17 protein-coding genes are annotated in these 25,911 nt (G+C 68.2%); 6 read left to right on the forward strand and 11 right to left on the reverse strand.

Annotation, left to right across the window (positions count from 1 at the left end; all coding sequences use genetic code 11):
* Positions 1-25 precede the first annotated feature (25 nt).
* The 8 genes from CLM73_RS01545 to CLM73_RS01580 form a co-directional block, all read right to left on the reverse strand.
* On the reverse strand, positions 26-1,690 hold the full coding sequence (locus CLM73_RS01545) for a CHAT domain-containing protein (RefSeq protein WP_105237029.1): 1,665 nt from the start codon (positions 1,688-1,690) through the stop codon (positions 26-28).
* Positions 1,691-1,716: 26 nt separating this feature from the next.
* Entirely contained in the window at positions 1,717-4,542 is a 2,826-nt protein-coding gene (locus CLM73_RS01550; protein WP_105237030.1) for a PAS domain-containing protein, read from the reverse strand.
* Between the two features lie 22 nt (positions 4,543-4,564).
* Entirely contained in the window at positions 4,565-6,598 is a 2,034-nt protein-coding gene (locus CLM73_RS01555; RefSeq protein WP_105237031.1) for a C1 family peptidase, read from the reverse strand.
* Between the two features lie 26 nt (positions 6,599-6,624).
* Positions 6,625-8,079: an N-acetylmuramoyl-L-alanine amidase gene (locus tag CLM73_RS29080; protein ID WP_199778231.1), complete on the reverse strand. Its 1,455-nt coding sequence runs from the start codon at positions 8,077-8,079 to the stop codon at positions 6,625-6,627.
* Positions 8,080-8,308: 229 nt separating this feature from the next.
* Positions 8,309-10,576, reverse strand: a complete 2,268-nt coding sequence (locus tag CLM73_RS01565) for an FdhF/YdeP family oxidoreductase (protein WP_105237032.1) — start codon at positions 10,574-10,576, stop codon at positions 8,309-8,311.
* A 15-nt stretch (positions 10,577-10,591) separates the two neighbouring features.
* Positions 10,592-11,896: a chloride channel protein gene (locus CLM73_RS01570; RefSeq protein WP_105237033.1), complete on the reverse strand. Its 1,305-nt coding sequence runs from the start codon at positions 11,894-11,896 to the stop codon at positions 10,592-10,594.
* Between the two features lie 127 nt (positions 11,897-12,023).
* Positions 12,024-13,247, reverse strand: a complete 1,224-nt coding sequence (locus CLM73_RS01575) for an amidase (RefSeq protein ID WP_234015786.1) — start codon at positions 13,245-13,247, stop codon at positions 12,024-12,026.
* Complete coding sequence (locus tag CLM73_RS01580; protein WP_105237034.1) at positions 13,244-14,236, reverse strand: Bug family tripartite tricarboxylate transporter substrate binding protein; 993 nt, start codon at positions 14,234-14,236, stop codon at positions 13,244-13,246. The genes CLM73_RS01575 and CLM73_RS01580 overlap by 4 nt, the downstream gene beginning before the upstream one ends.
* 120 nt (positions 14,237-14,356) lie before the next feature.
* Between CLM73_RS01580 and CLM73_RS01585 the strand changes: the two genes are divergently transcribed.
* Positions 14,357-15,268, forward strand: coding sequence for a LysR family transcriptional regulator (locus tag CLM73_RS01585; protein ID WP_105237035.1), 912 nt, complete (start codon positions 14,357-14,359; stop codon positions 15,266-15,268).
* Here the strand turns inward: CLM73_RS01585 and CLM73_RS01590 are convergent.
* On the reverse strand, positions 15,263-16,387 hold the full coding sequence (locus tag CLM73_RS01590; protein WP_105237036.1) for an alkene reductase: 1,125 nt from the start codon (positions 16,385-16,387) through the stop codon (positions 15,263-15,265). The two genes, CLM73_RS01585 and CLM73_RS01590, sit on opposite strands and share 6 nt — an antisense overlap.
* Before the next feature lie 18 nt (positions 16,388-16,405).
* Positions 16,406-17,209, reverse strand: coding sequence for a 2,5-didehydrogluconate reductase DkgB (gene dkgB, locus CLM73_RS01595; RefSeq protein ID WP_105237037.1), 804 nt, complete (start codon positions 17,207-17,209; stop codon positions 16,406-16,408).
* A gap of 121 nt (positions 17,210-17,330) precedes the next feature.
* On the opposite strand from dkgB, the gene CLM73_RS01600 reads away from it, so the two are divergent.
* Complete coding sequence (locus tag CLM73_RS01600; protein WP_105237038.1) at positions 17,331-18,233, forward strand: LysR substrate-binding domain-containing protein; 903 nt, start codon at positions 17,331-17,333, stop codon at positions 18,231-18,233.
* 96 nt (positions 18,234-18,329) lie between these two features.
* Complete coding sequence (locus CLM73_RS01605; RefSeq protein ID WP_105237039.1) at positions 18,330-19,241, forward strand: DUF4261 domain-containing protein; 912 nt, start codon at positions 18,330-18,332, stop codon at positions 19,239-19,241.
* Positions 19,242-19,278: 37 nt separating this feature from the next.
* On the opposite strand, the gene CLM73_RS01610 is transcribed toward CLM73_RS01605, so the two are convergent.
* A complete protein-coding gene (locus tag CLM73_RS01610; RefSeq protein ID WP_234015787.1) occupies positions 19,279-21,972 on the reverse strand; it encodes a LuxR C-terminal-related transcriptional regulator in 2,694 nt (897 codons plus the stop codon).
* A gap of 180 nt (positions 21,973-22,152) precedes the next feature.
* On the opposite strand from CLM73_RS01610, the gene CLM73_RS01615 reads away from it, so the two are divergent.
* Genes CLM73_RS01615 through CLM73_RS01625 form a run of 3 tightly spaced genes read left to right on the forward strand, consistent with a single transcriptional unit; the run spans position 22,153 to position 25,906 of the window.
* A complete protein-coding gene (locus tag CLM73_RS01615) occupies positions 22,153-23,379 on the forward strand; it encodes an ABC transporter substrate-binding protein (RefSeq protein WP_105237040.1) in 1,227 nt (408 codons plus the stop codon).
* A complete protein-coding gene (locus CLM73_RS01620) occupies positions 23,376-24,488 on the forward strand; it encodes an alcohol dehydrogenase (protein ID WP_105237041.1) in 1,113 nt (370 codons plus the stop codon). Before CLM73_RS01615 ends, CLM73_RS01620 begins: the two co-directional genes overlap by 4 nt.
* The gene (locus CLM73_RS01625; protein ID WP_199778232.1) at positions 24,485-25,906 is read left to right on the forward strand and encodes an aldehyde dehydrogenase family protein; all 1,422 of its coding nucleotides are present in this window, start codon (positions 24,485-24,487) and stop codon (positions 25,904-25,906) included. The genes CLM73_RS01620 and CLM73_RS01625 overlap by 4 nt, the downstream gene beginning before the upstream one ends.
* The last annotated feature ends 5 nt before the right edge of the window (positions 25,907-25,911 follow it).

The following is a 25,911-nucleotide window of genomic DNA, read 5'->3' on the forward strand; positions in this document are numbered from 1 at the left end:
CTTGTGCGGCGTGGCCGCTGCCCGCTCAGTCGCGCACGATGGCCATCGCCGATGCCCACGTCGGCAGGTCGCCCGCGTCGCCCTGCGCGGCCTTGCACGCATAGCGGTAGGCCTCCGCCAGGTCCTTGGGCTGCGCCGCGTCCAGGTACACGTCGTAGAAGCGCTGGATGTACCGCGCGCAGGATTCTTCCTCGACCTGCCAGCGAAACGCCAGCACGCCGGCCGCGCCCGCGCGCATGACTTCCAGCGCGGTGCGCACCGACGCGCCGCTGCACGAGGACAGCACCAGCAGCTTGCACTTGCCCGCTTCCATCCACTGGCCGATCAGCCGGATCGACAGTTGCCAGGCCTCGCCGTCCTCGCCGGGCAGCACCAGCATCGTGCTTTCGCCTTCGGAAACCGAATGGCCGGCGAAGTGGAAGATGTCGTAGTTGCCGGAGCGCAGGCGTTCCTCGATGCGGCGCTGCAGCGCCGCGCCCACGAGCCCGGGTTCGTCCGCGGCGCGCACGTGGTCGATGATGAGGTGCCCGGGCGCGCGCGCCGCCAGTTCGGCCAGGTGCTCGCGCTCCTTGGCCACGGACTGCAGCGGTCCGAACTCCATCGACGGCAGCGCGGGGCCGCCGTCTTCGCGCCGGAAGGTGACGGTGCCGAACACCGAGCTGGCATCCATGAACAGCATCCGCACCGGCTGCCCGGGGGTGCGCGCGTCCGGTTCCCAGCGCGGCGCGGGCGCCGTGCCGTCCAGATGCAGACGCCGCGCCATCGGCAGTTCCAGACACAGGTAACGGCCGCTGTCGGCGCCGAACTCGCGGCCCATCTCAAAGGGCAGGTTGAAAAGGCGCGACACCTCCTGGCTGGCCAGGTTGAATTCGAAGCGCAGGTCCAGTCCCGCGAAGGCGCCGGCGCCCGGCGACACTTCCTCGTCGCGCGCGCGCTGGATCAGCTTGGCGACCGGCGCGCCCAGGCTGTGCGTGACCATGGCGCTGAAGACATCCTCGCCCACGCCGCTCAGGTCTTTCAGCCATTGCGGCGCCTTCGTCTCCCCAAGATAGGGGCTGAACGTTTCGATGCGGCCCACCAGCGCCGAGATCCGGTCGCGCTCCTTGTACGGCATGTCCTGCGACGAATACTCGTGCCGCCCCATCTGGATGCGGTAGGTGATCGAGTGCTCGCCCACGCGAATGATCAGCCGCCGCCGGCGCTTGGGCGCCAGCGGCGTCAGGCACGTGAGCACGGTGGCGACCTCCGCGCCGCTGTTGACGCCGGTCTTCGCGTCGTTGGTCCACATGAAGACCTCGGGCCGCTCCAGCACGTAGCGCTGCACCAGTTCGGGCGGGTCGACCGCCAGCACCAGCAAGGGGACCGACGAGCGCGCGGCGATCCACTCCAGCAGTTCCACCGCCGCCGCGCCGGGCTTGCCGCGCTTGCTGGCGGTCGAACCGAGCCGCGCGTCGATGATGACGAGCCGGGGTTCGATGCGGGGCGTGGACAGGTCCCACGATTCGAGCTGCGTCTTGGCGCTTTCCAGCGACGTGCGGCGGCGCAACTCCGCGCCCACGAATGGCGCGATCGCGGGGTACTGCTGGACGAGGCGGTGCAACTGGGCAAGGTTGTTGGCCCAGTCGTCCTCATGCTCGTCGTTCATGCTGGCCAGCAGAATGAAGTTCGGTCCGGCGGCGTCGTGTTCCATGATGGCTGTTCCATGATCCCGATGGCCTAGCCGGCCCGCAGCGGCAGGATCAGCGTGAACGCGCGCCACGGCGGCGTGACGGACTCGTAGGCCTGAGGCGGCGCATCCGCCAGCGGCGGGTCGGTGACGAGGGCGCCGCCGTGGTCGATCACCGTTTCCTGGATCTGGGTGATGGCGATGCTGGCGCCGTCGTGCGCGGCGCGCTCGGCGTTGAGCAAGGCATCGTCCGGCACCGCGTGGACCGGCGGATCGGACTCCCAAATCTGTTCTTCGCTGAGGGCAAAGCGGATCTCGCAGCCGTCCGGCCCGGTGTCCAGGTCGACCGTGACGCGGGCGTCATCCGCGTTGCGGCATCGCAAGAGGTAGTCGATCATCGACCGGAACGCCGCGGTCAGCGCCTGTGCATCGCCGGACACGGCCGGGCCGTCCTGCGAGGCCGTGTGGTTCGTGAGCGCGATCCGGCGCTGGTCGCGCGCGGGCAAGGCGGTCACCACGTCCTGCAGGCGCGCGCCCAGTTCGACGTCGCTGTGCGTGGCGCGCGTGCGCCGCCGCGATTCGCTGGCGCCGGCCAGCCGCTCGAACGTGATGTCGGCCTTGCCGATCTCGGCCACGATGCGCTCGCTCAAGTCCTGCGCCTGCGCGGCGACGACTTCCGCCGGTGTGCCTTGGCGCGCGTCGTCGTGCAGCAGCACCGTCTGCGAGGTCAGGCTGCACGCCAGCGACAACGAGGTGCGCGTCTGCCGGGCCACCTCGGCCACGGTCTCGCGCAGATACCGCAGGTCGCGCGCCCAGCCCAGATCCGCGATGTCGGTGAAGAACCAGATCGACATGTCCAGGCTGGGATCCAGGTCGGTCCGCGTGGCCAGCACGGAGCGCGGCTGGCCGGTGCTGTCCAGCAGCTCGATGCGCTCGCGCTTGACGGTGAAGGTGGAGGTCAACACGCCCAGCGTCGCTTCGTCGCCCGCGATGGCGTAGTCGGTGATCGACGGCGATTCGCTCAACGTGCGCCCGCGCCGGGGTTCCGCGCCGAGCATGTCGGTCGCCACGCGGTTCATCTCGATGACGGCGCCTTCGCGTCCCACAAACACCACGGCCTGCTCGGTTTCTGCCATGAGGCTTTGCTTGGTCTGGCTGAGCAGATGCTGGGCCAGGCCCTCTTCCAGCGACGCAATGATCTGCAGCAGGTCGCCGATGTCCGGCCCCTTGAAGGCGTGCGAGACCGACGACTCCACATCGAGCAGCCAGCGTATCCGGCCGTTCAGATGAATGGGCACCGTCATGGCCGAGCGCAGCGGCCGCTTGGGTCCGCCATAGCCGTGCTGCGCGTAGACCGGGTTGCCGATATCGTCCACCGCCAGCAGGCATCCTTGCGCCAGCGTGGCGCCCAGCATGCCCTTGTCGGTGGGCTGTTTGTAATCGGCCGGCAGCGCGTAGGCGGGCGCCAGGCTGTGCTGGGTGACGATCTCGAACCTGTCCTCCTGGCGGTTGACGCGATACAGCGCCACGTGTTCCCACAAGAAATGCTGCGAGAGCTGGACGATGATCTCGTCGGCGGCCTGTCGCAGCGATGCGGCGGCCATCACCTTGCGCCGCAGCGAATCTGCAAATTCGGCGCGCTCGTCGTCGCGTTCCTTTTCAAAGCGCATCAGCACGGGCTCAAGGTCCAGCGCGCGCAGCATCTCCAGATGCCGCTCGCCGTACGCGCCCGGCTGGCGCGAGCACAGGCTTAGCGCCGAGCTGTAGCCGCCCGCGCGCGTCACGGGCAGCGTGACGGAGGCCTCGATGCCCAGGTCCTGGTAGCAGCGCACGACCTCGTTGCCGGGTTCCGGCATGTTCTCCTGGACGAACGCGCCGATCTCGTCGACCCAGGTTCGGCCGGAATCCAGGAACGCGCGTATCGTGGGCGGCAGGTCCATCCAGCGCGCGGGCCACAGCTCCACGCCTTCGGGGCGCACGGCGATCGCGCGAAACAGCGACACGTCGTTGCCGTAGATGCCGAAGACCGCGTGCTCGAACGGGATGAGCCGCCGAATCTGTTCCAGGATGCGGTCCAGCTTCGTGCGCCAGCCGCCGACCGCGGGGTCCAGCGCGATGCGCCGGATCTCGTCGCGGGCGGATTCCAGCGTGCGCGACTGGATGACGGCGATCACGCCCAGCAGTTGGCCGTTGGGAGCGGGATCGGGCGTCATCACCAGCTCGAACTGCCGGTCGGCGTCGTCCGGCACCGGGATGGCGATGGTCACCGCGACCATCGCATCGCCTTCCGTGTCCTCCATGCAGCGCACGATGGCGCGCTGCACCGGTCCGCCGTCGGACGGCCGGAAATGCGCCGCCAGGCGGGTGCCGTACAGCGCGTCGCGCGGCAGGCCCAGCGTGCGCGCGGCCTCGGGGTTGGCGAAGCGGATCACGCCCTGCATGTCCAGCCGGAACACGGCGTAGGGGGTGCGCTCGAAACGGTGGGCCTCGGCCTCGCGGAACGGCATCCCGTCATTGACCAGCACGATGAGTTCGCCGCTGTCCAGCGTGCATAGCGGAATGAGCTGCGCGGGCACGCGCGCGCCGCCGGCGCGCCGATACACGACGTCGACGGGGCCGTCCCCCATGCGCAGCGGCTTGGCAAGACCGTAGACCTGACTGACGTGGCGGCCGACGAGCGCATCGTGCGCCAGCGGCAGGACGCTGCTGGCCGCCACGATCTCGCCCGCGGCGGCCAGCACGAGGCAAGGCACGCCGACCTGGGACAGCACGCGCGCAACCTCGGCGGGCTCGCCAAAAAGGGAAAACTCGCGCAACGCCCCATCCTGGGAAAGCGCCGGCGCCTCGGGATAGGGTTCTGGCTCCATCTCTGTCATGACAAGACCTCTTCACCCGGCGTCACCGCTTGATGAACGCGATGACCTGCTGTTGCGTACCCTTGTCGTTGTCGAAGCCGCCATGCGTGCTGGAGGCCACCGGCACGGCGCGGGCGGTGGCCGAAGGGCTGCCTGCCGGCGAGACGTGAACCGCATCGCACGGAATGGCGGCCTCGCGGAAATAGCGTTCCATGCCCAGCAACGGCGTGGTGGTGCCGCCCTCGAACGATTCGCTGACCAGGTACAGCAGCGAGCGCCGGTACGGTCCGCAGGTCGGGTCGTCCTCTTCGGCGCGATCCGACAGATGGAACTGCTGGTAGCGCTTCACGCGGCTGCCCAGGTGCGGCACGACCAGATCCTGGAAGGTTTTCATCGTGACGGCGGGCGCCATCAGGCTCAGCGATTCCAGCTCGCCGCCGTCCGCCGTCAGGCGCTTGACGAAGTGGCTGGCGACGATGGCGCCGGCCGAATGGCCCACGATGTGCAGGCGCACGCGGCCGCGCGCGACATGCGTCTTGAAGTGCTTGTACAGCAGGATCATCGCGGCCTCTTCGCCGCCATTGACGGCCGGCTCGCTCATGGCTTCGGCGTTCTGCTTCATCTCGCCCCAGATCACGGTGCCGGGGCGCGCCAGCCAACGTTCAAGCCGTTGATTCCACCAGCGTTCCAGCCGCTCGCCGATGCCGCCGGTGGTGCGCGGCACGTTGCTCGCCGCGTCGCGGATGATGTTCTTTACGGTGCTGATGAAATCCGTTTCCCACATCAGGAAGACGGGAAAGATCTGGTTGTCGTAGAGCAGCGGAATCCACTCGGCGGCGGCTTCGGCCGCGTCGTTCTCGCCGACCAGGCCGCCGTGCGCGTAGACGCAGACGTCCATCGGCTTGTCCTTCAGGTTCCAGCGCTCGCGCGCGGCGGCCATGTGCACGTCCACGATGGCGCGCAGGTCGTCCGGCGTGGTGCGAAAGGCGCCGCTGTTGCTGAGCTTGCCGTTATTGCCGACGTTGACGATGAAGGGCGTGAGCTCGCGGTCGCGCAGCACCTTGCCGGCGGCCAGCGTCACCTTCTGACCTTCCGTGCGCAGGCTGATGCTGTTCGCAATTCGGTCGTGCTCGTGCGTGACCACGCCAAGCTGCACGACCCAGCAGTCCATCGCGTTGCGCAGCCAGTCGTCGTAGGTCAGCACGGCCATGCCGTACGTGCCCCATTCCTCGCCCCACGAGTTCTGGATCAGAAAGCCGTCCTGCGTGTAGCCGACGATGACGAAGGCGTGGCCCTGCATCGCCATGTCCTGTCCGGTGGACGGGATGACCCAGAACGGCCGGGCGACGGGCGTGGGCTCGTCGTCGTGCGGCGTGACGCCGTGGCCGTCGTCCCAGCCGTCGTGGCAGCCCGCGCTGGCATACAGGATGCCGACCTCGTTCAGCGCGGCGTGCATCTCGACGATGCTGCGCGTGTCGATGCGGTAGTAGGCGCCCAGCGGCCGCTTCACGGCGTCCAGCCACCAGTCGTCTTCGGGGCGCTTGGCCGCCGGCGGCATGTCGATGGTGGGGAACAGGCCCTGCGCGCAGGCGCCATGCCGGAACCAGCCCTTCAACGCGCCGCGCAGGCTGGAGCCGCTGTCGTCGACCGATCCCGGAAACTCGTCGTAGCGCCGCGCCATCGAATACAGCATGTAGGGCGAGATCGCGGGACGGGTATCGCGCTCGGACTTGCGCAGCAGGTATTCGACCACCGTGGACAGGGCAAAGCCCGTGCAGGCCGACGTTTCGCCCTGGTGCTTCACCGTCAGCCCCATCACGGGAATCATCTCCGCCTTGGGCGTGACGGAAATGTTGGGCCGGAACAGGATGTCGCGGGCGTCGAAGGCATCGGGCTTGGCGGACCGCTCGAAGGGCCGCACGGACGGGGTGTCATCCTGCTTGCGGCGTTTGCGGGCCTTCGGGGCCGGATCTTCCGGGGCCGCGGCGGACGCTTGCGCCTTGCTCTTCTTCTTTGCCGCGGGCTTGGCCGCCGTGCGCGCTGCCGCCTTTCGGGTCGCCACCTTTCGGGTCGCCATGTCGTTCTCCCAATGCCGGCGGCCGGCTAGGACGCCAGCTTCAAGCTGGCGATGTAGCGCGGCGCATCGGCGGCCAGCTTGGCCTGCACGTCGTCGCGAAGCTGTTCATACAGGGCGGCGTTCAGCGTCAGGCGCTGCGCGCAGGCCCAGAAGTTCACCTGGCGCGCGCCCCACTGCGCGAACAGGAAACGCTTGCGGCTGTCCACGGCGCGAAAGTAGTAGGCGCCCAGCGCCATCGACAGCCCGCCGCCGCGATCGCGCTGCACGGCGCCCAGCTGAAAATTGCCGCCCGACTGCGACGACGCGTGAAAGTCGAAGAGCTTCACGGTGTCGTCGTCTTCGGCCAACTGGCCCAGCGCGGTCACGGCCTGGTCCAGCACCGCCAGCTGATCGCGCCGCGCGACGGCCAGCAGCAGGTCGACGGCCACCTGGTCCATGCGGAACTCGCGCTCGTCTTCCTCGTGATGGGTAAAGCTCATCTGCCCGCTGGTCCAGCCCAGGTTCTCCAGCACTTCCACGTAGGTCTGATACCAGGCCTGCGATTGGGTGAATCGGTCATGGGCGGCGCTGGCCGCGCGTTGCGCCAGTTGCAGCGAATACAGCACGTCGCCGCGTTCCTGTTCCTGCAAGCCCGACGCAAACGACAGCACGCTGCCGGCGTTGATGCTGGCCTGCGGCGCCTGCCGCGCGGTCTTGCCCGCGGCGCCGGCACGCAGCACCGCGCCCGAGCGTTTGGCGGGCGCCCGCCGCCGGGCAACGGGCATGCCGGGCGGCTCCAGCGTCTGCACCGCCAGGTCGTTCAGATAACCGTGGATACCAACCGCGTTGACGCCGTGGTCCGGCATGGTCGAGGTGGGCATCGCGCTCTTGGATGCGCGGCGCGCGGCCGGACGCGGCGGCGGGGCGGGCGACACCAGCGCGCCGTCTTCGGAAAACGTGGCGGCCAGGATGAAGTCCGCTTCCGCGGCGGAATAGGCGGGGTCCCAATGCGAGTTCTCGGGGACGTGGCAATGGCCGAAGTGGCCGCTCGCCGAATCCCAGATGGCCGGGTCGCGGTTATGGCCGCCGGGATCCTTGCCGTTCTTGGCCGGCAAGGGGCGGCCGGACGGCCATTTGCGGGGGATATCGTGCTGCGCCTCGATCCAGCGGCACAGGCGCGCCACGTTGGTCAGCGCGCGGCTATCCTTGGGCAGATGCGCGAATCCCACCAGTTCGATCTGCACGGCAGAATCCCGGTTGGTCTGCACGCCGCCCGCATCGTTGCGCAGCGCCCGCGCGCCATCGGCGGTGTCGACGTGCTGGAAGATGGTGGTGGCGTCGACCGTGAAGTGGGGGTCGGATCGGTTGCGGCGGAACGCGTCCATCGCACCCTGCGCGGTGCTGCCTTCGGTCGTGTGATGAACGATCTTGAAGGGGCCGCCAAGATGAGGCCCGGACGAGCCGGAAATGGGTCGCCACGTCGCAAATGGACATCGTGCCATCGATGGTCTCCTGGGCACGGGCGCGGGTGTTCTTGGCAAGACGACATGACGACGATGATGCGGCGCCCCTTCCCCGGATATATATGCGGACCTCATCCGCCTTGCTAGTAGCCGAAAGTATTAATCCTTGAATTTGCAATGGTGCTTACGCATCATACGGCCCCGGTTGCGCTCGTCCAGAAGGATGAGGCGCGGCGCTTGCGCCGCCCTTCGGACGCATGCCGCGGCGCTAGGCCGCTTTCTGGATGCGCACCGGAATCGACTTGTAGCTGGGCGTGCCGCTGGCCGCGTCCTGGTAATCCAGCGGGCAAAGATTGTTGGCTTCCGGGTAATACGCGCCCACCGACCCCGCCGCGATGTCATGCTGGATGGCCGTCAGCCGCAGCCGCCGGTGCGTCTGACCGGGCAGGCTGGTGACGATGTCGACCTCGTCGCCGTGCGCAATGCCGTAACGCGCCAGGTCGGCGGCATTCATGAACAGCACGTCGCGGCGGCCGAATACGCCGCGATAGCGGTCGTCCAGACCGTAAATGGTGGTGTTGTACTGGTCGTGGCTGCGCAGCGTGGTGAGCCGCAGGATGTTGCCTTCGACGATGTCCGGATCCTCGCGCAGGCCCGCGAACGGAATGAACTCCGCCTTGCCCGACGCCGTCTTCCAGATGCGCTCGGTGGGCGGCAGCGGCAGGCGGAAGCCGCCGGGGATGCGGATGCGTTCGTTGTAGTCGCGAAAATCCGGGTAGATCTTTTCGATCAGGTCGCGGATGCGGTCGTAGTCCTCGATCAGGTGCGCCCAGTTGACGCGGCTGTGCGGCAGCGTCGCCTGCGCCATGCCGGCGATGATGGCCGGTTCCGAACGCAGGTGCGGCGAGGCAGGCACAAGCTTGCCGCGCGAGGCATGCACCATCGACATCGAATCCTCGACCGTGACCGATTGCGCGCCGCCGGCCTGCACGTCGCTTTCCGTGCGGCCCAGCACCGGCAGGATGATCGACGCCTTGCCGATCAACAGGTGCGAGCGGTTCAGCTTGGTGTTCAGATGCACCGCCAGGTCCAGTTGCCGCATGCCGCGCTCGCAGGCCTCGGTGTCGGGCAGCGCGATCGCGAAGTTGCCGCCCAGGCAGATCAGCGCCTTGGCGCGGCCTGCGGCCATTGCCTTCATGGCTTCGACCGCATCATGGCCGGTCCGGTCTGGGGGCCGGAAGCCGAAGGTCTGTTCGACGTGGTCGAACATGGTGTTGTCGATCTTCTCGGTGATGCCGACCGTGCGGTTGCCCTGCACGTTGGAGTGCCCGCGCAGGGGACAGATGCCCGCGCCCGGCTTGCCGAAGTTGCCGCGCATCAAGAGCAGCGCGGCGATCTGCTGCACGTTGCTCGTGCCCTTTTCGTGCTGCGTGATGCCCATGCCGTAGGTGACGATGGTGGCGTTGGAACGCGCATAGGCCTCGGCCACCAGCTCCAGGTCGCGCCGGCGCAGTCCGCTGGCCTGTTCGATGTCGGTCCAGCTCGTGGCGTCCAGGTCCTGCGCGAAGGCCTCGTAGCCGTTGGTGTGCCGCGCAATGAATTCGTGGTCCAGCGTGTTGCGCCCGTCGCGGTCCGCGTCCATCAGCGCCTTCATGATGCCCTTGAGCGCGGCGGCGTCGCCGCCGACCTTGACCTGGTAATACGTGGAGGCGATGGCTGTGGAACCGAAGGTGCCCATCTCGATCGGGTCCTGCGGATCGGCAAAGCGCTCCAGCGAGCGTTCGCGCAGCGGATTGAACACGATGATGGGCACACCGCGGCGCGCGCACTCGTGCAGGGTGCCCATCATGCGCGGATGGTTCGTGCCGGGGTTGTGTCCCATCGAGATGATGAGGTCGCACTTGTCGAAGTCGTCCAGCGACACCGTCCCCTTGCCGATGCCGATGGCCTTGGGCAGTCCGACGCTGGTGGCCTCGTGGCACATGTTGGAGCAGTCGGGAAAATTGTTGGTGCCGAACTCTCGGGCATACAGGCTGAAGAGGAACGCGGCTTCGTTGGACGCGCGCCCTGACGTATAGAACTCGGCCATGTCCGGGTCGGGCAGGCTGGCAAGCGTTTCGCCGATGCGCGCGAACGCGGCGTCCCATTCGATGGGCTGATAGGTGTCGCTGGCGGCGTCGTAGGCCAGCGGATGGGTCAGGCGGCCCGCGTTTTCCAGGTCGTGGTCGGTCCAGGTCAGCAGCTCGGTCACCGTGTGCGCGGCGAAGAACTCGGGCGTCACGCGCTTGCGGGTGGCTTCCCAGGTGACGGCCTTTGCGCCGTTTTCGCAGAACTGGAAGGTGGACGTATGCGCCTTGTCGGGCCAGGCGCAGCCGGGACAATCGAAGCCGTCGGGCTTGTTGGTGCGCAGAAGCAGCACGGGCGCTTCGGCGATGCGCATCTGGTTGGCCACCGCCTGCGCGGTCGCTTTCAGGGCGCCCCAGCCGCCCGCCGGAGCGTCGTAGCGGTGGATGCCAATGGGTTTGCCTTGGGTCATGCGGGTCTCCGGAATTCAGGAAGCGGTGCGCGCGGCGGCGGGGGCGGCCGCAAGCCGCGCTTCGCGGGCGGCGCAGTAGCGGCTGGTCAGCACCGAGCCGGCCACCGCCACGATGATGGGAACAAGAAAGGCCTGGTCGACCCGGGTGAATTCCAGGATCAGCACCACTGCGGTCAGCGGCATGCGCATCGACGAAGCCAGAAAGGCGGCGGCGCCCACCACGGCAAACGCGCCGGGCGGCGAATCGGGCCAGGCCATGCTCCACAGCCCGCCCAGCACGACGGCCAGCGACGCGCCGACGGCGATGGCGGGGGTGAGCAGACCGCCCTCCGCGCCCGCGCGCAGCGTGCAGGCGACGACGACCACCTTCATCACGGCCAGCGTGGCGGCCAGGGCGATGGTCAGCTCATTGTCGAAACTCAGTTGCGCCGGTCCCTTGCCGTTGCCCAGCAGCGCGGGCAGATAGATTGCAAGCAGGCCGATCAGCGTGAAATTGACCAGGCAGGCCACGGGCAGTTGCCAGCCCCGGGCAGCATTGGCGCGCGCCGCGGCCGTCAGCCGCTGAAAGCCGTGCGCCGCGCAGCCGAACAGCGGGCCGGCCACGATGGCCCAGACCACCAGGCTTGCGCTGATCTGCATGGCGGGCACGGCGTACTGGATGTCGTTGCCCAATCCGGCCCAGGCCACCACCGCGCCAATGCAGCAGGCGATAAGCGCGGCGACCACTGCGGGCCAGGCGAACGAGCCCAGCAGCACCTCCAGCACGAACAGCGCCGCGCCGAGCGGCACGTTATAGACGGCGGCCAGCCCCGCGCCGGCGCCACAGGCGATGACGATCCGGTGCTGCGCGGGCGGCAGGCGCAGCAGCGCGGCCAGCCGGCCGCCGGCCAGCGCGCCGACTTCGCGCGGGGCGACCTCGCGGCCCAGCGGCGAGCCCAGCCCGACAGTCACGATCTGCAGGATGGCGTGCGCCATGGTCGTCGCCGGGGGCATCGCTTGCGTGGTGTCTGACACCGCCTTCTTGACGCTGACCAGGGGACGGCCATAGCGATAGATCAGCCACCATCCGCCGCCGGCCGCCAGGCCGCACAGCACCAGCGCCAGCACGCGGCGCGGGCCGCTGGCGGCCTGCACGCCTTCAAGGAATGTTTCGTGGCTGATGATCTGGCCGCCGCCGTAGCCGTAGGCCAGGTGCTGGACGGCGTGCAGCAGCATGCCGAGCAGCATGCCGCCCAGCCCTGCGAAAAGGCCGGTCAGGACCACCGCGAGAAGAAACCGCGGGCGCAGCCAGGACGGATCATCGGGCGTTGGATCGTTCATGCCAGGACGGGCTCCCATCGGGTGGTGCGCCGGCGCATCGGGCCGCGCGCTGCGATGAGGCAGTGTAGGGCCCGATCCTTTCATTCTGGCCACTTCGGGCCGCAAACCCATACCAATTGGTTAGGGCTTAATCCCGAATTCTCTCGGGCGCGCTCAGAAAGGCGCCCCTGACGGCGGAATGCAGTTGCCGCGCCCACCCGAGCAAGGCGTGATCTTCGTCGGCCCGCGCGACCCACTGCACGCCGACCGGCAGGCCATTGTCCGCGCAGCCCGTCGGCAGGTGCAGTGCCGGCCAGCCCAGCAGCGACCATATGCGATTAAAGAGGGACGAGCCGGTGGAACGCACTCCCTCGGGCGCTTCGGACGGGGCGCTGGGCGTGATGACGAAGTCCACGTCGCCGAAACGCGCCTGCCACTCGCGGGACAGCTGCACGCGGCGTTGCTGGAGCGCCACGTATTCCGAGTACGGAATCGCCAGCCCGCGGTCCACCGCCGCACGCAGCGCCGGCGATAGCAGGCAACCTTGCGCGCCGAGCACCACCGGCAGCAGGCCGCGCGCCAGTTCGGCGAGCATGGTCTGCGAATGGATGTGCAGCAGCGTCTGCAGGTCTGCATCCACGTCCGGCGCGGTCATGTGGGCGCCCTGTTCCCGCAGGACTGCCGCGCAGTCGTTGAGCGTCTTTCGCGCGGCGGCACTCAGGTCGCCGATCGCGCTTGCGGTCACCAGTGCGACGCGCGGCGCGCGGTCGGGACGCGGTGCGGCCGAGCCCGGCAGCAGCACCGAGGCCACCTGCTGGGACTGCTCCACGTCGCGCGTGAACCAGCCGATGGTGTCCAGCGAGTCGCACAGCACGTGCATGCCTTGCCGATGCACCCGGCCGAAAGTGGGTTTGAAGCCGACCACGCCGCAGAAGGCGGCGGGGCGGATCATGGATCCGCCCGTTTGCGTCCCCAGCGCCATGTCGACCATGCCCGCGGCAACCGCCGCCGCGGATCCGCTGGACGAGCCGCCCGGCGTATGCGCCGGATTGCGCGGGTTGCGGGTCGGACCCGGCGTGACATACGCGTATTCGGCGGTCACGGTCTTGCCGATGGGCACGGCGCCAGCGGCGCGCAACTGCGCCACGCAGGTCGCGTCTCGCCGCGCGGGCTCGGCCGATTCCGCGGCGGAGCCCGAGCGCGTGGGCAGGCCCGCGACGTCGATCACATCCTTGACGCCGAACCCCGCGCCCGCCAGCTCGCCTGTCCCGGACTGCGCAACCGCGCTTTCATCGGCCAGGCAGACCCAGGCCTGGACCTGCGCGTCCCCCGCCTTGCTTCGGGCAAGGGCTTCCTGCGCTGCCAGCATCATTGAACCTTGATCTGCTTCTGTTGGATAAGCTGCGTCCAGCGCGCGTTCTCGCTGGCGATGAAGGCCTGGAACGCTTCCGGCGTGCCGCCTGCCACCTCACCGCCCTGCGATTCCACCACGGCGCGGTACTGTTTGTCCTGCAGTGCGCGGTTGATGTGATCATTGAGCGTCTTGATGACATCGGGCGGCGTGCCCGCCGGGGCGATGACGCCGAACCAGTTGGAGACGACCATATCGGGCATCCCCAGCTCCTTGAAGGTGGGTACGTCCGGCAGGCCCGGCGCGCGCTTGTCCGCGGCCACCGCCAGGATCTTAATGCGGGCATCGGGTCCCGATGCGTGCGGCAGGAACAGGCTGGGCAGCTCGATGTAGAAGTCCACGTTGCCGGCGATCAGGTCGTTCACGGCGGGCGCGCCACCGCGGTAAGGCACGTGCGTCGCGTTCGCGCCGGCTTGCTCCTTGAACAGTTCGGTGCTCAGGTGCGACGCGCTGCCCGCGCCAGTGGACGCGTAATTGAGCTTTTCGGGATTGGCCTTGGCGTCCTTCACGAGCGCGGCCGGGTCGGCATAGGGCGACTTGCTGCTGACGCCCAGCGCCATCGGGCCCAGTTCAATCAGGGCCACGGGCGCGATGTCCTTGGCCGGATCGAAGGGCATCGTGTAGAGCGCCTTGTTGACCGACATGGGCGCGAAGTTACCCAGACCAATGGTGTAGCCGTCCGGCTTTGCCGAGGCGATCTGCGCCGTGCCGATGTTGCCGCTGGCGCCCGGCTTGTTGTCGACCACGACGGGAACGCCCAGCGAATCGCTGAGCTTCTGGGCCAACTGGCGCGAGCGCGTGTCCGAACTGCCGCCCGCCGCGTACGGCACGATGAACTTGATGGCCTGGCTGGGATACGCCGCTTGCGCCAGGGCGCCGGGCGAGGCAAGGCACAGGCTGGCGGCAAAGGCGCCGGCCAGGAACTTTAGATTGAAGGAGGCAGCAGGCATGGCATTTCCCTTGTCATGGAGGCCGTCGTCCCGGCCCGTTGATTGTGAGCGCATAGTAGGAAGCCGCCATTAGGATGTCTAATACCTTATTCTCCCGCTATTGATTCGCCAGGAAAATAAATGCTCATCGACAGCCGTCTGCTTCAGGTGTTCGCCGTGGTCGCCGAAGAGCTGCATTTCGGGCGCGCGGCGCAGCGCCTGCATTTGAGTCAGCCCCCGTTGAGCCAGAGCGTGCGCAAGCTTGAGGAAGAATTGGGCGTGCAGCTTCTGGAACGCACCACGCGCACCGTCAAGCTGACGGCGGCCGGCGCGGAGCTGCAGCGCCGGATCAGGCAGATGGCGATCGAGCACGAGGCCACCGTACGGCACGTGCGGCAGGCGGCCAGCGGCGAAGCCGGCCAGCTGACAATCGGCCTGACGCCCAGCGCGGCGTATTCAAACGTGCCGCAGGCGCTGTTCGTGTTCCGTCAGCGTTACCCCGGCGTGGTGCTGGACCTGCAGGAAATGAACTCCAGCGAGATGCCGGAGGCGCTGCATCAGCGGCGGTTGGATCTGGCGCTGCTGCGCCCGCCGTTCGCGGATGCGGACCTGTCACCCTTGCCGCTGTATTCCGAACCGATGGTGCTCGCGCTGCGGCGCGACCACCCGCTCGCGAGCAAGCGCTGGGTGACCATGGAGCAGGCGCTGGACCTGCCGCTTGTGGGGTATGCGCGCGACCGGTCGCGCTACTTCAGCCAGGTGCTGCGGCAGATGATCGAAGCGGCGGGCAAGCCCGCCGACATCGTGCAGGAAAGCATGATCCCCACGATCCTGACCCTCGTCGAAGCGGGCTTCGGCGCTGCGGTGGTGCCCGCGTCGCTGGCGCGGATGCGCATGGACATCCTCGCGTACGTCGGCATCCGGGGGCGCGGGGCCTTCCGCGCGGAACTGGCCGCCGCGCGCCATCCCGATCACCGCAATCCCGCGGTGGATGCCTTCGTGGCGATCATGCGGGAGACCAAGCAGCAGTCCCGCGAGCTGGCGCAATCATGACGCCGGCGCCTGCCGTGCGTTGAACGCCGGGTAGTCCGTCAACCCGCGCGCATCGCCGCCGAACAGGGTGTTCCTGTCATGCTCGGCAAGCGGTTCGTCGTGAAGCAGCCGCTCGGGCAGGTCGGGGTTCGCCACGAACGGACGGCCGAAGGCAATCAAATCCGCCCATCCGGCTTGCAGCGCTCCGCGGGCGCGCTCGGCCGTGTACTTGCCGGCGTAGATGAGCACGCCGGGATAGACGCCGCGCAGCGCCTCTTTGAAGGACAGCGGCATGTCGGGGGCGTCGTCCCAGTCGGCTTCCGCAATATGGATGTAGCCCACGCCGATCTCGCCCAGGCGCTTGGCGGCCGCGGTGTAGGTGGCGACAGGGTCCGCATCCACGCAGCCGTTCAGCGTCGTGAGCGGCGCCAGACGGATGCCGACGCGGGCAGGGTCGCCCAGCGTCTCGACCAGCGCGCGGGCCACTTCATCCAGGAAGCGGATGCGGTTCTCCAGCGAGCCGCCGTACGCGTCGGTACGGTTGTTGGCCTCGGAATCCAGGAACTGGTTGACCAGATAGCCGTTGGCGGCGTGCAGCTCCACGCCGTCAAACCCCGCGGCGATCGCGTTGCGCGCGGCCTGGCGGTATTCCTCGACGATGGCCTGGATTTCCGCAACCGACAGCGCGCGCGGCGCCGAGGCCTGCACGAAGTTGGGGCTGCCGTCCTCGTTCTGGATGAAGACGTTGACGCCCTCGGCCTGAATCGCAGAGGACGACACCGGCGCCTGCCCGCCGAGCAGGCTGGTGTGGCTTAGCCTGCCCACGTGCCAGAGCTGCGCGTAGATGCGGCCGCCGGCGGCGTGGACGGCGTCGGTCACGCCGCGCCAGCCGGCCACCTGGGCGGGGGTGCACAGGCCGGGCGTGCCGGCATAGCCCTTGCCCATCGGCGAGATGTACGTGCCTTCGCTGACGATGAGGCCGGCGCCGGCGCGCTGCGCGTAGTAGCGCGCCATCAGCGCATTGGCGCAATCGCCCGGCTGCGTGGCGCGCGAGCGCGTCATCGGCGGCATGACGATGCGGTTGGGCAGCGTCAAACTGCCCAGCGCCAGGGGTTGGAACAGCGGATCAGTCGTGTGCATGGTTCGGTCCCCTTCGGTTCAGTCCCACGCTGCGGCCAACCCTTCCGGGCTGACTTCGCGGCCATTGCGTTCCAGCGCGGCGATCTGCGCCATGTCTTCGTCCGTCAGACGCAGGTCCTGGGCGAGCAGGTTGCTGGCCAGGTTCTCGCGCTTGGTGGACGACGGGATCACGGCATAGCCCAGTTGCAGGGCCCAGGCCAGCGCAACCTGCGCGGGCGTGGCTTCGTGGCGCTGCGCGATCTGGCCGATGACCGGATCCTTGAGCACCTTGCCGTACGCCAGCGTCATGTACGAGGTGACATGAATGCCCTGTTCCTTCAGGAAGGCAGTCAGCGTGCGGTTCTGCAGATAGGGGCTGAGCTCGATCTGGTTGGTGGCGATCTCGTCGCGGCCGACGGCGGCGATGGCGGCGCGCGTCTGCGCGATGGGGAAGTTGGAAATGCCGATCTGGCGGGTCAGGCCCTGCGCCTTGGCATCGGCCAGCGCGGTCATGAATTCGTCGACGGAAACGCCGTTGTCCGGCGCGGGCCAGTGGATCAGCGTCAGGTCCACGTAGTCGGTGCGCAGCTTGGCCAGGCTGTCCTTCAGGCTGGGGACGAGCTTGTCCTTCGCGTAGTTGGGCACCCAGATCTTGGTGGTGATGAACAGGTCTTCGCGGGCTACGTTCGATTCGGCGATGGCCTGGCCGACGTCGGCCTCGTTCTCGTAGATCTGGGCGGTGTCGATGGCGCGGTAGCCGACGTCCAGCGCGTTGCGCACCGAATCGATGACGGTCTGGCCTTGCAGACGGAAGGTGCCAACGCCAAAGGCGGGAATGCTCATGTAAAACTCCTGGGGGTGTGCGTGGCGAACGTGCGGTGTTCGGGAATGGATGTAGTGTGCCTGCCGCATCCTTGCGGAAAAATACCGGTATCGGCGAAATACTTTTGATAAAACGTCAAATATGAAAACCACCCTCGACGAAATGCAGGTCTTCATCGCCATCGTGGACAGCGGCTCGATCACCGCCGCCGCCGAGGTGCTGGGCCAGACCATCTCCGCCACCAGCCGCACCATGAGCCGGCTGGAAGAAAAACTGCAGACCACGCTGATGCGGCGCACGACCCGGCGCCTGGCGCTGACCGAAGAAGGCAAGGCCTACCTGGAGCAGGCACGCCGGATCATCGCGTCGGTCGAGGAGGCCGAAGAGCTGATGAACGTGCGCCGCAACCAGCCCGCGGGCCTGTTGCGCGTGGATGCGGCCTCGCCCTTCATGCTGCATGTCATCGCGCCGCTGGTGCCGGCCTATCGCAAGCGCTATCCGCAGGTGGAGCTGGAGCTCACCAGCAACGAAGGCAACATCGACCTCCTGGCGCGGCGCACCGATCTGGCGTTTCGCATCGGGCGGCTGAAGGACTCGTCGCTGCACGCCGTGGCGCTGGGCACGAGCCGGGTGCGTGTGCTGGCCAGCCCGGGTTATCTGGCGCGGCACGGCACGCCGCGGCGCGCGGCGGACCTGGCCTCGCACGTGCTGCTGGGCTTTGCCCAACTGGAATCGCTGAACGAATGGCCGCTGCTGGATGCGGACGGGCAGCCGGTGCATATCAAGCCGCAGGTGCGCGCCCACAGCGGCGAGACGCTGCGCCAGCTTGCGCTGAACGACGGCGGCATCGTGTGCCTGTCCGACTTCATGACGCGCGGCGACCGCGCAAGCGGTGCGCTGCAGCCGCTGTTTGTGAAGCAGTTGCTGGAAGAGCGGCAGCCGATCAACGCGGTGTATTACCGGAACACGGCGATCTCGTCGCGCATCAAGTCCTTCATTGATTTCGTGGTCGAGTCGGTCGGGACGCGCGGGTTCGAGGAGTAGCGGACGCGCGAAGATGTATCCAATGGCGACCTCGACGATGAATGCGCCGGTGCGGTCCTTATACTGTCCCCGTTTTATTTTTCAACCTGGACACGTATGAGCATCTTTTCCCGCTTCTTCGGCCGCAAGGAAGAATCCACCGACGCCACCAGCACTGCGGAAGGATCCGCCCTGCTGGCAAATCCCGACATCGCGCAGCCGCTGAGCCTGCAAGTCCTCTTTGCCGCGCCGCTGGCGATTTCCGAGACGGCGCTGACCGAAGCGCTGCGCGCCTATCACTCGACCATGAAGGACGCCCGCGCCGAAATTGCGCCCGACATGCCGGAATTCCTGGGCATGGCCGGCTGGGACAAGCACGTCGTGCGGCTGGTGGGCTTCAATGCGCCCTATCCCAAGGATGCGTTGGAAAGCTGCGTGGCGCCGTCGCACTATCCGGCCACGTTGAAGGACGAGGTCCGCGCACACGTCAGCCACATCATCCTGTATTACGCGGGCTTTGAGACCGATCCGCTGGAGCAGTATGTGGCGCTGGCCGCGGTGGCGGGGGCGTTGGCTAATTTCAAGGCGCTGGCGGTGCTGAACGAGCATGCGCACACGTCGCTGCCCGCCGGCGTGTTTGCCGACGAGTCGCTGGGCGACGAGAGCATGGAGCTGTTGCGCACGCTGCCGCTGAACATGCTGTATTGCGGCTTCGTGAAGTACGAGGTGGAAGGCGTGCAGGGCGTGTGGATGCGCACCTACGGCGCCGATGCGTTCGGCCTGCCGGATTTCGCGGCGCTGGCGACGGGCCATGACGAGGGCGAGATGTACTCGACCATGTTCAACAACATCATGTGCTACATGCTGGAAAGCGGCGCCGTACTGGCCGCCGGCCACACCATGCAGATCGGCGAAGACGCCTACATGAAGCTGCGCGAGCCGGCCAAGGAAGAGTATTACCTGGACGGTCCGGGGCAGGTGCTGGTGGCTGAGATCATCTCGGCGGATCAGATCAACACGCCGGAATAAGTCGCGGGGTACTTCACGGAGTACTTCACGGGTTACTTCACAACAGCCCCGCGCTGCGCGCCCGCGCCACCGCCTGCGTCCGGCTGTCCGCGCTGAGCTTGACGTTCAGGTGCCGCAGGTGCGTGCGCACGGTGCTCTCCGACACGAACAGCTGCCGCGCGATGGCGCTGTTGGAATGGCCCTCGGCCAACAGGCGCAGCACGCGCAGTTCCTTGGGCGTGAGGCCGTCCACGCCGGAGGCCTCGGCCACGGGGGCAATCGGCGCCGCCGGGTTCAGGCGGGCCTGCGCCAGATAGTGCTGCCACCACGCACGCGCGCCGTCCGACGCCAGCCATGCGCTGCCGGCCGGCGACGCGGCATGGCGCTGCAACAGGCCGGCCAGTGCCGCGCCCTCGTCCACCAGCACGCGGCACAGGCCTTCGGATTGCGCCGTGTGCAATAGCGGCGCAAGCTGCGCCGCCGCCGCGCCATCGTCCTGCATGCGCGCCAGCGCGACCGCACGAAACAGCTGAAGCTTGTACGCGCGCCGCACGCGCTGGGCGGCCAACGCCTTTGCGATGTCCTGGTCCAGTTCACGCAGCGCGGCGGCGGGATCGCCGTCATACGCGGCGCACCGCAGGCGCCCCAGCCGCGGATACAACAGATCATTGGCCGGCAGCCGCAGTGCTTCCACGCGGCGCCACAGGTCGGCGTCGTCCGCGCGCAGCAGTTCGTCGCGCGCAGCGTGCGGATGGCCCTGCATCAGCAGCACGCGCGCGCGCTCGACGCGGGCGCTGGCCGCGATGCGCGGCAGGCCGCGCTGATGGCCAAGGTATTCCAGTTCGCCCAGCAGGTAGAAGGTCTGTTCCGGATCGCCTTCGTAGAACGCCACACGCGCCTGCATCAGGTAGCCCAGGATCAGGTGGTCCGGCAGACCGACGTCGCGGCCCAGCGGCACGTACACCTGCAGCAGCCGCGCCGCCTGCGCGAGGTCGCCGGTCTCGTAGACCCAAGCGGCATACAGCACGCCGGCCCAGGCGTTGCCGTTGGCCTGTCCGTACGCGCCCTTGCGCGTGGCCCGCACCGCCATCCGAAAGCGCGCACCGGCCTGGCGCATGCGCCCTTCCTGCAGGTCGATGATGCCTTCGACCGCTTCCGAGTACATCAGGTTGAACGTGCTGGCGCTGCGGCTTTGCGCGCGCCGCGCGGTGTCCAGCAGTGCGCGCGCCTCGTGGTAGCGGCCCAGCACGGCGCTGACGTTGGCCATGGCGTTGGCCAGCGCGGTATCGGTGAACGACAGCGCATCGCCCAGCGACGCGACGCTGGGCAGGCCGGCGGCGTAGGCTTCCTCCTGGCGATCCATCATCGACAACAGCAGGGGTTGCAACGCGCGCACGTGCGCTTGCACCACGGGGTCGGGACTGCCGGCCAGCTTCAGGTCTGCCATCAGCGCAGCGGCCTCGCCGGGACCGCGCGTGAAACAGGTGGCCCACACCTGCATGGCCTGCAGCAACGGCCGCGTGGCGAGCACGGCCGCGGGCAGCTGGCCCAGCCATCGCGACAGCAGGCGCATCCGGCCCTCGGCCAGCAGCGGCTCGGCGTGCGTCTGCAACAGCGTCAGCGCGCGGCCGAAGTCGCCGCCGTCGATCGCGTGGTCGATGGCGGGCACGGGCCGGCCCTGCGCCTCGTACCAGCGCGAGGCCGCAAGATGCAGGTGCGCGATGTCGCCGGGCGCCTGCGCGCGCAGCTGCGACTGCAGGTAGCTGGCGAACAGGCTGTGATAGCGGTAATGGCGCTCGTCGGCCGCGGTGCGCGTGAGCAGCACGTGGCCGTCTTCAAGTTGCCGCAGCAGATCCGCGCAGTCCAGGTCGGGCACGAGCGCCTGGCACAGCGGCGCGCTGAGTTGCTTGAGGATGCTGGTGCGCAGCAGGAAGCGGCGCAGCGCGGGCGTCTGGCTGGCCAGCACGTCCTGCGCCAGATAGTCGGCCACGGACTGGTCGCTGCCGGAGAATCGTTCGATGAAGGCGGCGGCCGACGGCTGCCGCGCGAGCGAAGCAGACGCCAGGCACAGCGCGGCCGCCCAGCCCTCGGTCTTGCGATGCAGCAGTTCGACCTCGGCAGGGGTCAACAAGGGCTGGCGGCGTGCGAAGAACTGCGTGGCCTCGTCCACGGAAAAGCACAGTTGCGCGGCGTCGATTTCAAGCAACTGGTTGGCCGCGCGCAGCCGGCCCAGCGCCAGTCCGGGCGTGTGCCGCGAACCGATCAGCAGCCGGCCGTGCGCCGGTAGACGCCCGATCAGGTCCTGCACCAGGTCCAGCACCGCGGGGGCGGTGATGGCTTCGAATTCGTCCAGCACCAGGGCAAACGGCGCCTCGTGCGAGGCCACGGCCTCGACCAGCGCCAGCGCCAGCGTGTCCTCCGAATCATGGGCGGCGAACGCCGGGTCTGCGCCGCCGTACAGCGTGCCCAGCGCCGCCATCAGGCAACGCAGAAAGCGCGAGAGGTCGTTGTCGGCGCGGTCCAGCGTCAGCCAGGCGGTGCGCATCGGCGTGCTTTGCAGACGCGCCTGGCACTGCGCCAGCAACGTGGTCTTGCCGTAGCCCGCGGGACCGCGCGCCACCACCACCTTGGGTCCTTCCGGACGGCAGATCGCCTCGCACAGCGCAAGCCGGGCGACGTGGTCGCCATGCGCGGCCGGGGCATTGAGCTTGCCGCTGGCCAGCGCGTGTTCCATCGAGAACGAATGACGCATGGGCTGCCTGTTCAGGGACTGCGGTTTGCGGGGATCGTTGCGGGAAAACCCGCGATGCGCGCGAAAAATCGTCGCTTTGGACGAAGGCGAAATCGCGTGCCTACGATACAAAAGGACGCTCCCCGGAGCAATACGCACACCGCCGCAAAGACGGCGTAAACCGATAACGGAGACAAGTCCATGGCAATCCCCAAACTGACGCTCGCGCTGGCGGGCGCGATCCTGGCCGCAAGCGGCGCGCAGGCCCAGAACGCGGCGGCCCCCGTGAAGATAGGCATCATGGCCGACATGAGTTCGGCGTACTCGGACATCGGCGGCAAGGGGCTGGTCGAGGCCGCGCGCATGGCGGTGCAGGACTTTGGCGGCTCGGTGCTGGGCAAGCCGATCGAGCTGGTCTTCACGGACGGGCAGAACAAGGTGGACGTGGCCAGCGCCGCGGCGCGCCGCTGGTTCGACCAGGACGGGGTCGACATGATCACCGACCTGCCGACGTCCGCGCTGGCGCTGGCGATCAGCGAACTGGGCCGCGAGAAGAAACGCGTCGTCATGGTGACCAGCGCGTCCACGTCCGAACTGACGGGCAAGGCGTGTTCGCCCTACACGGTGCACTGGACCTACGACACCTACGCCCTGGCCAACGGCACCGGTGCCGCCGTCACGGAACAGGGCGGCAAGAACTGGTTCTTCATGACGGCGGACTATTCGTTCGGCTATGCGCTGCAGGGCGACGCGTCGGCGGTGATCGAACGCAACGGCGGCAAGGTGCTGGGCGCGGTGCGCTCGCCGCTGAACACGCCCGACTTCAGCTCGTACCTGTTGCAGGCGCAAAGCTCCAAGGCAGGCATCATCGGCCTGGCGCTGGGCGGCAACGATGTCATCAGCGCGATCAAGCAGGCCGCGGATTTCGGCATCGGCCGGCCGGGCAGCTCGCAGCGTCTGGTGGCGCTGCTGGCGTTCCTGTCCGACGTCAAATCCATCGGCCTGCCGCTGGGCCAGGGGTTGCTGCTGACCGAAGCCTTCTACTGGGACCAGAACGATGCCACGCGCGCGTGGTCGCAGCGCTTTCAGGACAAGGTCGGCCGCAAGCCCACGATGACGCAGGCGGGCACGTACGGCGCCGTCACGCACTACCTGAACGCGGTCAAGGCCGCGGGCACCAAGGACGCCGACGCCGTCATGGCCAAGATGCGCGAGATGCCGATCAACGACTTCATGACGAAGGACGGCAAGCTGCGCGTGGATGGCCGCGTGGTGCGCGACATGTACCTGTTTGAAGTGAAGAAGCCCGCGGACTCCAAGAGCGAGTGGGACCTGTACAAGCAGGTCGCGGTCATCCCGGGCAACGTGGCGTTCCGTCCGCTCGACAAGGGCGGCTGCGCGCTGGCCAAGTCCGGAGGCGCGGAATGATCAGCTATCAGGTCACGGCGTTTGGCGAACCGCTGACGCGAACAGAGCGCCCCACGCACGCGCCGCAAGGCAGCGAGGTGCTGCTGCGCGTGCTGGCCGCGGGCGTCTGCCACACCGACATTCACACCTGGGAAGGTTCGTACGACCTGGGCGGCAGCCAGCGCTTGAGCATGCAGCAACGCGGCGTGTCGCTGCCGCTGACGCTGGGCCACGAGACCGTGGGCGAGGTGGTGGCCGTGGGACCGGACGCGCCCGGCAATGTGCGGCCGGGGCAGCGCTATCTGGTGTATCCGTGGATCGGCTGCGGTGACTGCAAGGTGTGCCGCCGCGGGCGCGAGAACCTGTGCGCGTCGCCGCGTTTTCTGGGCATCTTCCGCCCCGGGGGCTATAGCGATCACATCGTCGCGCCGCACGCGCGCTATCTGGTGGATATCGGCGACCTGCGGCCCGAGCAGGCCGCGCCCTATGCATGTTCGGGCCTGACCACGTACAGCGCCATCCGCAAGATTCCGCAGGACGTGCTGGCCGAGGAATCGGTGGTGGTGATCGGCGCGGGCGGGCTGGGCCTGATGGGCGTCACGCTGCTGCGCGCGATGGGCTGCGGCAACGTCGTCGTGGTGGAGCCGGACGGCGCACGCCGGGGCGCGGCGCTGGCCGCGGGCGCGCATGCGGCCATCGACGCCGGCGCAGCCGATGCCGCCGCGCAGGTGCGGCAGGCGGCCGGCGCGGTGTGGGCCGTGATCGATTGCGTGGGCGCGGCCAGCACCGTGCAGCTCGGCCTGGACCTGCTGACCAAAGGCGGGCAGCTCATTCTGGTGGGCCTCTTCGGCGGCGAGTTGTCCCTGTCGCCCGCGCTGGTGCCCATGCGCGCCATCAGCATCGAGGGCTCGTACATCGGCAACCTTGACGAATTGAAGGCGTTGATGGCGCTGGTGCGTGAACGCAAGCCCATCGCCATTCCCACCGCGTGCCGCTGCCTGGATAGCGCGCAGTCCGCGCTGGCGGATCTTGCCGCGGGCCGCGTGGTGGGACGGCTGCTGCTAACGCCCGCTGATGGCACGGCTTCTGAAGCTTCTCCGGTCACTCTTGAACAGGCAACACAACCATGAGCATCAATCTGGATTCCGATTACACGATGACGGTGAACGGCCGCGCGGAAGCGTCGCCGCAGACCTTCGACGTGCTCAACCCCGCCACCGAGGAACGCATCGCGGCCGCGCCCGATGCGTCGCTGGACCAGTTGAACGCCGCCATCGCGGCGGCCCGCGCGGCGTTCGGCCCATGGCGCGACCGGCCCATCGGCGAACGCCAGGCGGCGCTGCGCCAGATGGCCGATGAACTTGAACAGCACGCAGACGGCTTCATGCGGCTGTTGACGCGCGAGCAAGGCAAGCCGCACGCGGACGCGCGCGCCGAAGTCGGGCGCTGCGTCGCGTGGCTGCGCGCCTTTGCGGCGCGCGACCTGCCGGTGGAACATCACGACAGCGGCGCGGGCCACCGGTTCGAAACGCGGCGCGTACCCATCGGCGTGGTCGCCGCCATTGCGCCGTGGAATTTTCCGATGACGCTGGCCATCTGGAAGATCGCGCCGGCGCTGCTGGCCGGCAACACGGTGGTGCTCAAGCCCTCGCCGTACACGCCGCTGACGTCATTGAAGATGGGCGAACTGTTTCGCGGCCTGCTGCCGCCCGGCGTGTTGAACGTGGTCAGCGGCGGCGACCGCCTGGGTCCGTGGCTGACCGAGCATCCCGGCATCGATAAGATCGCCTTCACCGGCTCCACCGTGACGGGCCGGCGCGTCATGCAAAGCGCATCAAGCCGGCTCAAGCGCGTGACGCTGGAGCTGGGCGGCAACGACGCGGCCATCGTGCTGCCCGATGTCGACGTCAAGGAGACGGCAGCCAAGCTGTTCTGGGGCGCCTTCCGCAATTCGTCGCAGTATTGTCTGGCGACCAAGCGGCTGTATGTGCACGAGTCCATCTACGACGCCTTCGCCGATGCGCTGGCGGGCGAGGCGGCCAGCGTGGTGGTGGGCGACGGCTCGCAGCCCGGCACCGGGCTTGGCCCCATCCAGAACCGCGCGCAGTTCGAACGCGTGAAGGATCTGATCGCCGACGCGCATCGGACCGGCGTGCGCTTTCTGACGGGGGGCGAGGTGCCGGAGGGCAAAGGCTACTTCGTGCCGGTCACCATTCTGGACAATCCGCCCGACGACGCGCGTAGCGTGGTGGAGGAGGCGTTCGGACCGGTGCTGCCGCTCTTGAAGTACCGCGACATCGACGAAGTTGTCCGCCGGGCCAACGACACCGAGTACGGATTGGGGGGCTCGGTGTGGTCCGGGGATGTGGCCCTGGCGCAGTCGATTGCGCGGCGGCTGGAGACCGGCACCGTGTGGATCAACCACATCCACGTCATGTCGCCGGACGTGCCATTTGGCGGGCACAAGCAGTCTGGCGTGGGGGTGGAAAACGCGCTGGACGGACTGCTGGAATACACCAACACGCAGACGGTGTCGGTGCTGGTGTAGCGGGA

The sequence above is a fragment of the Achromobacter spanius genome (assembly GCF_002966795.1).
GTDB classification, from domain to species: domain Bacteria; phylum Pseudomonadota; class Gammaproteobacteria; order Burkholderiales; family Burkholderiaceae_B; genus Achromobacter; species Achromobacter spanius_D.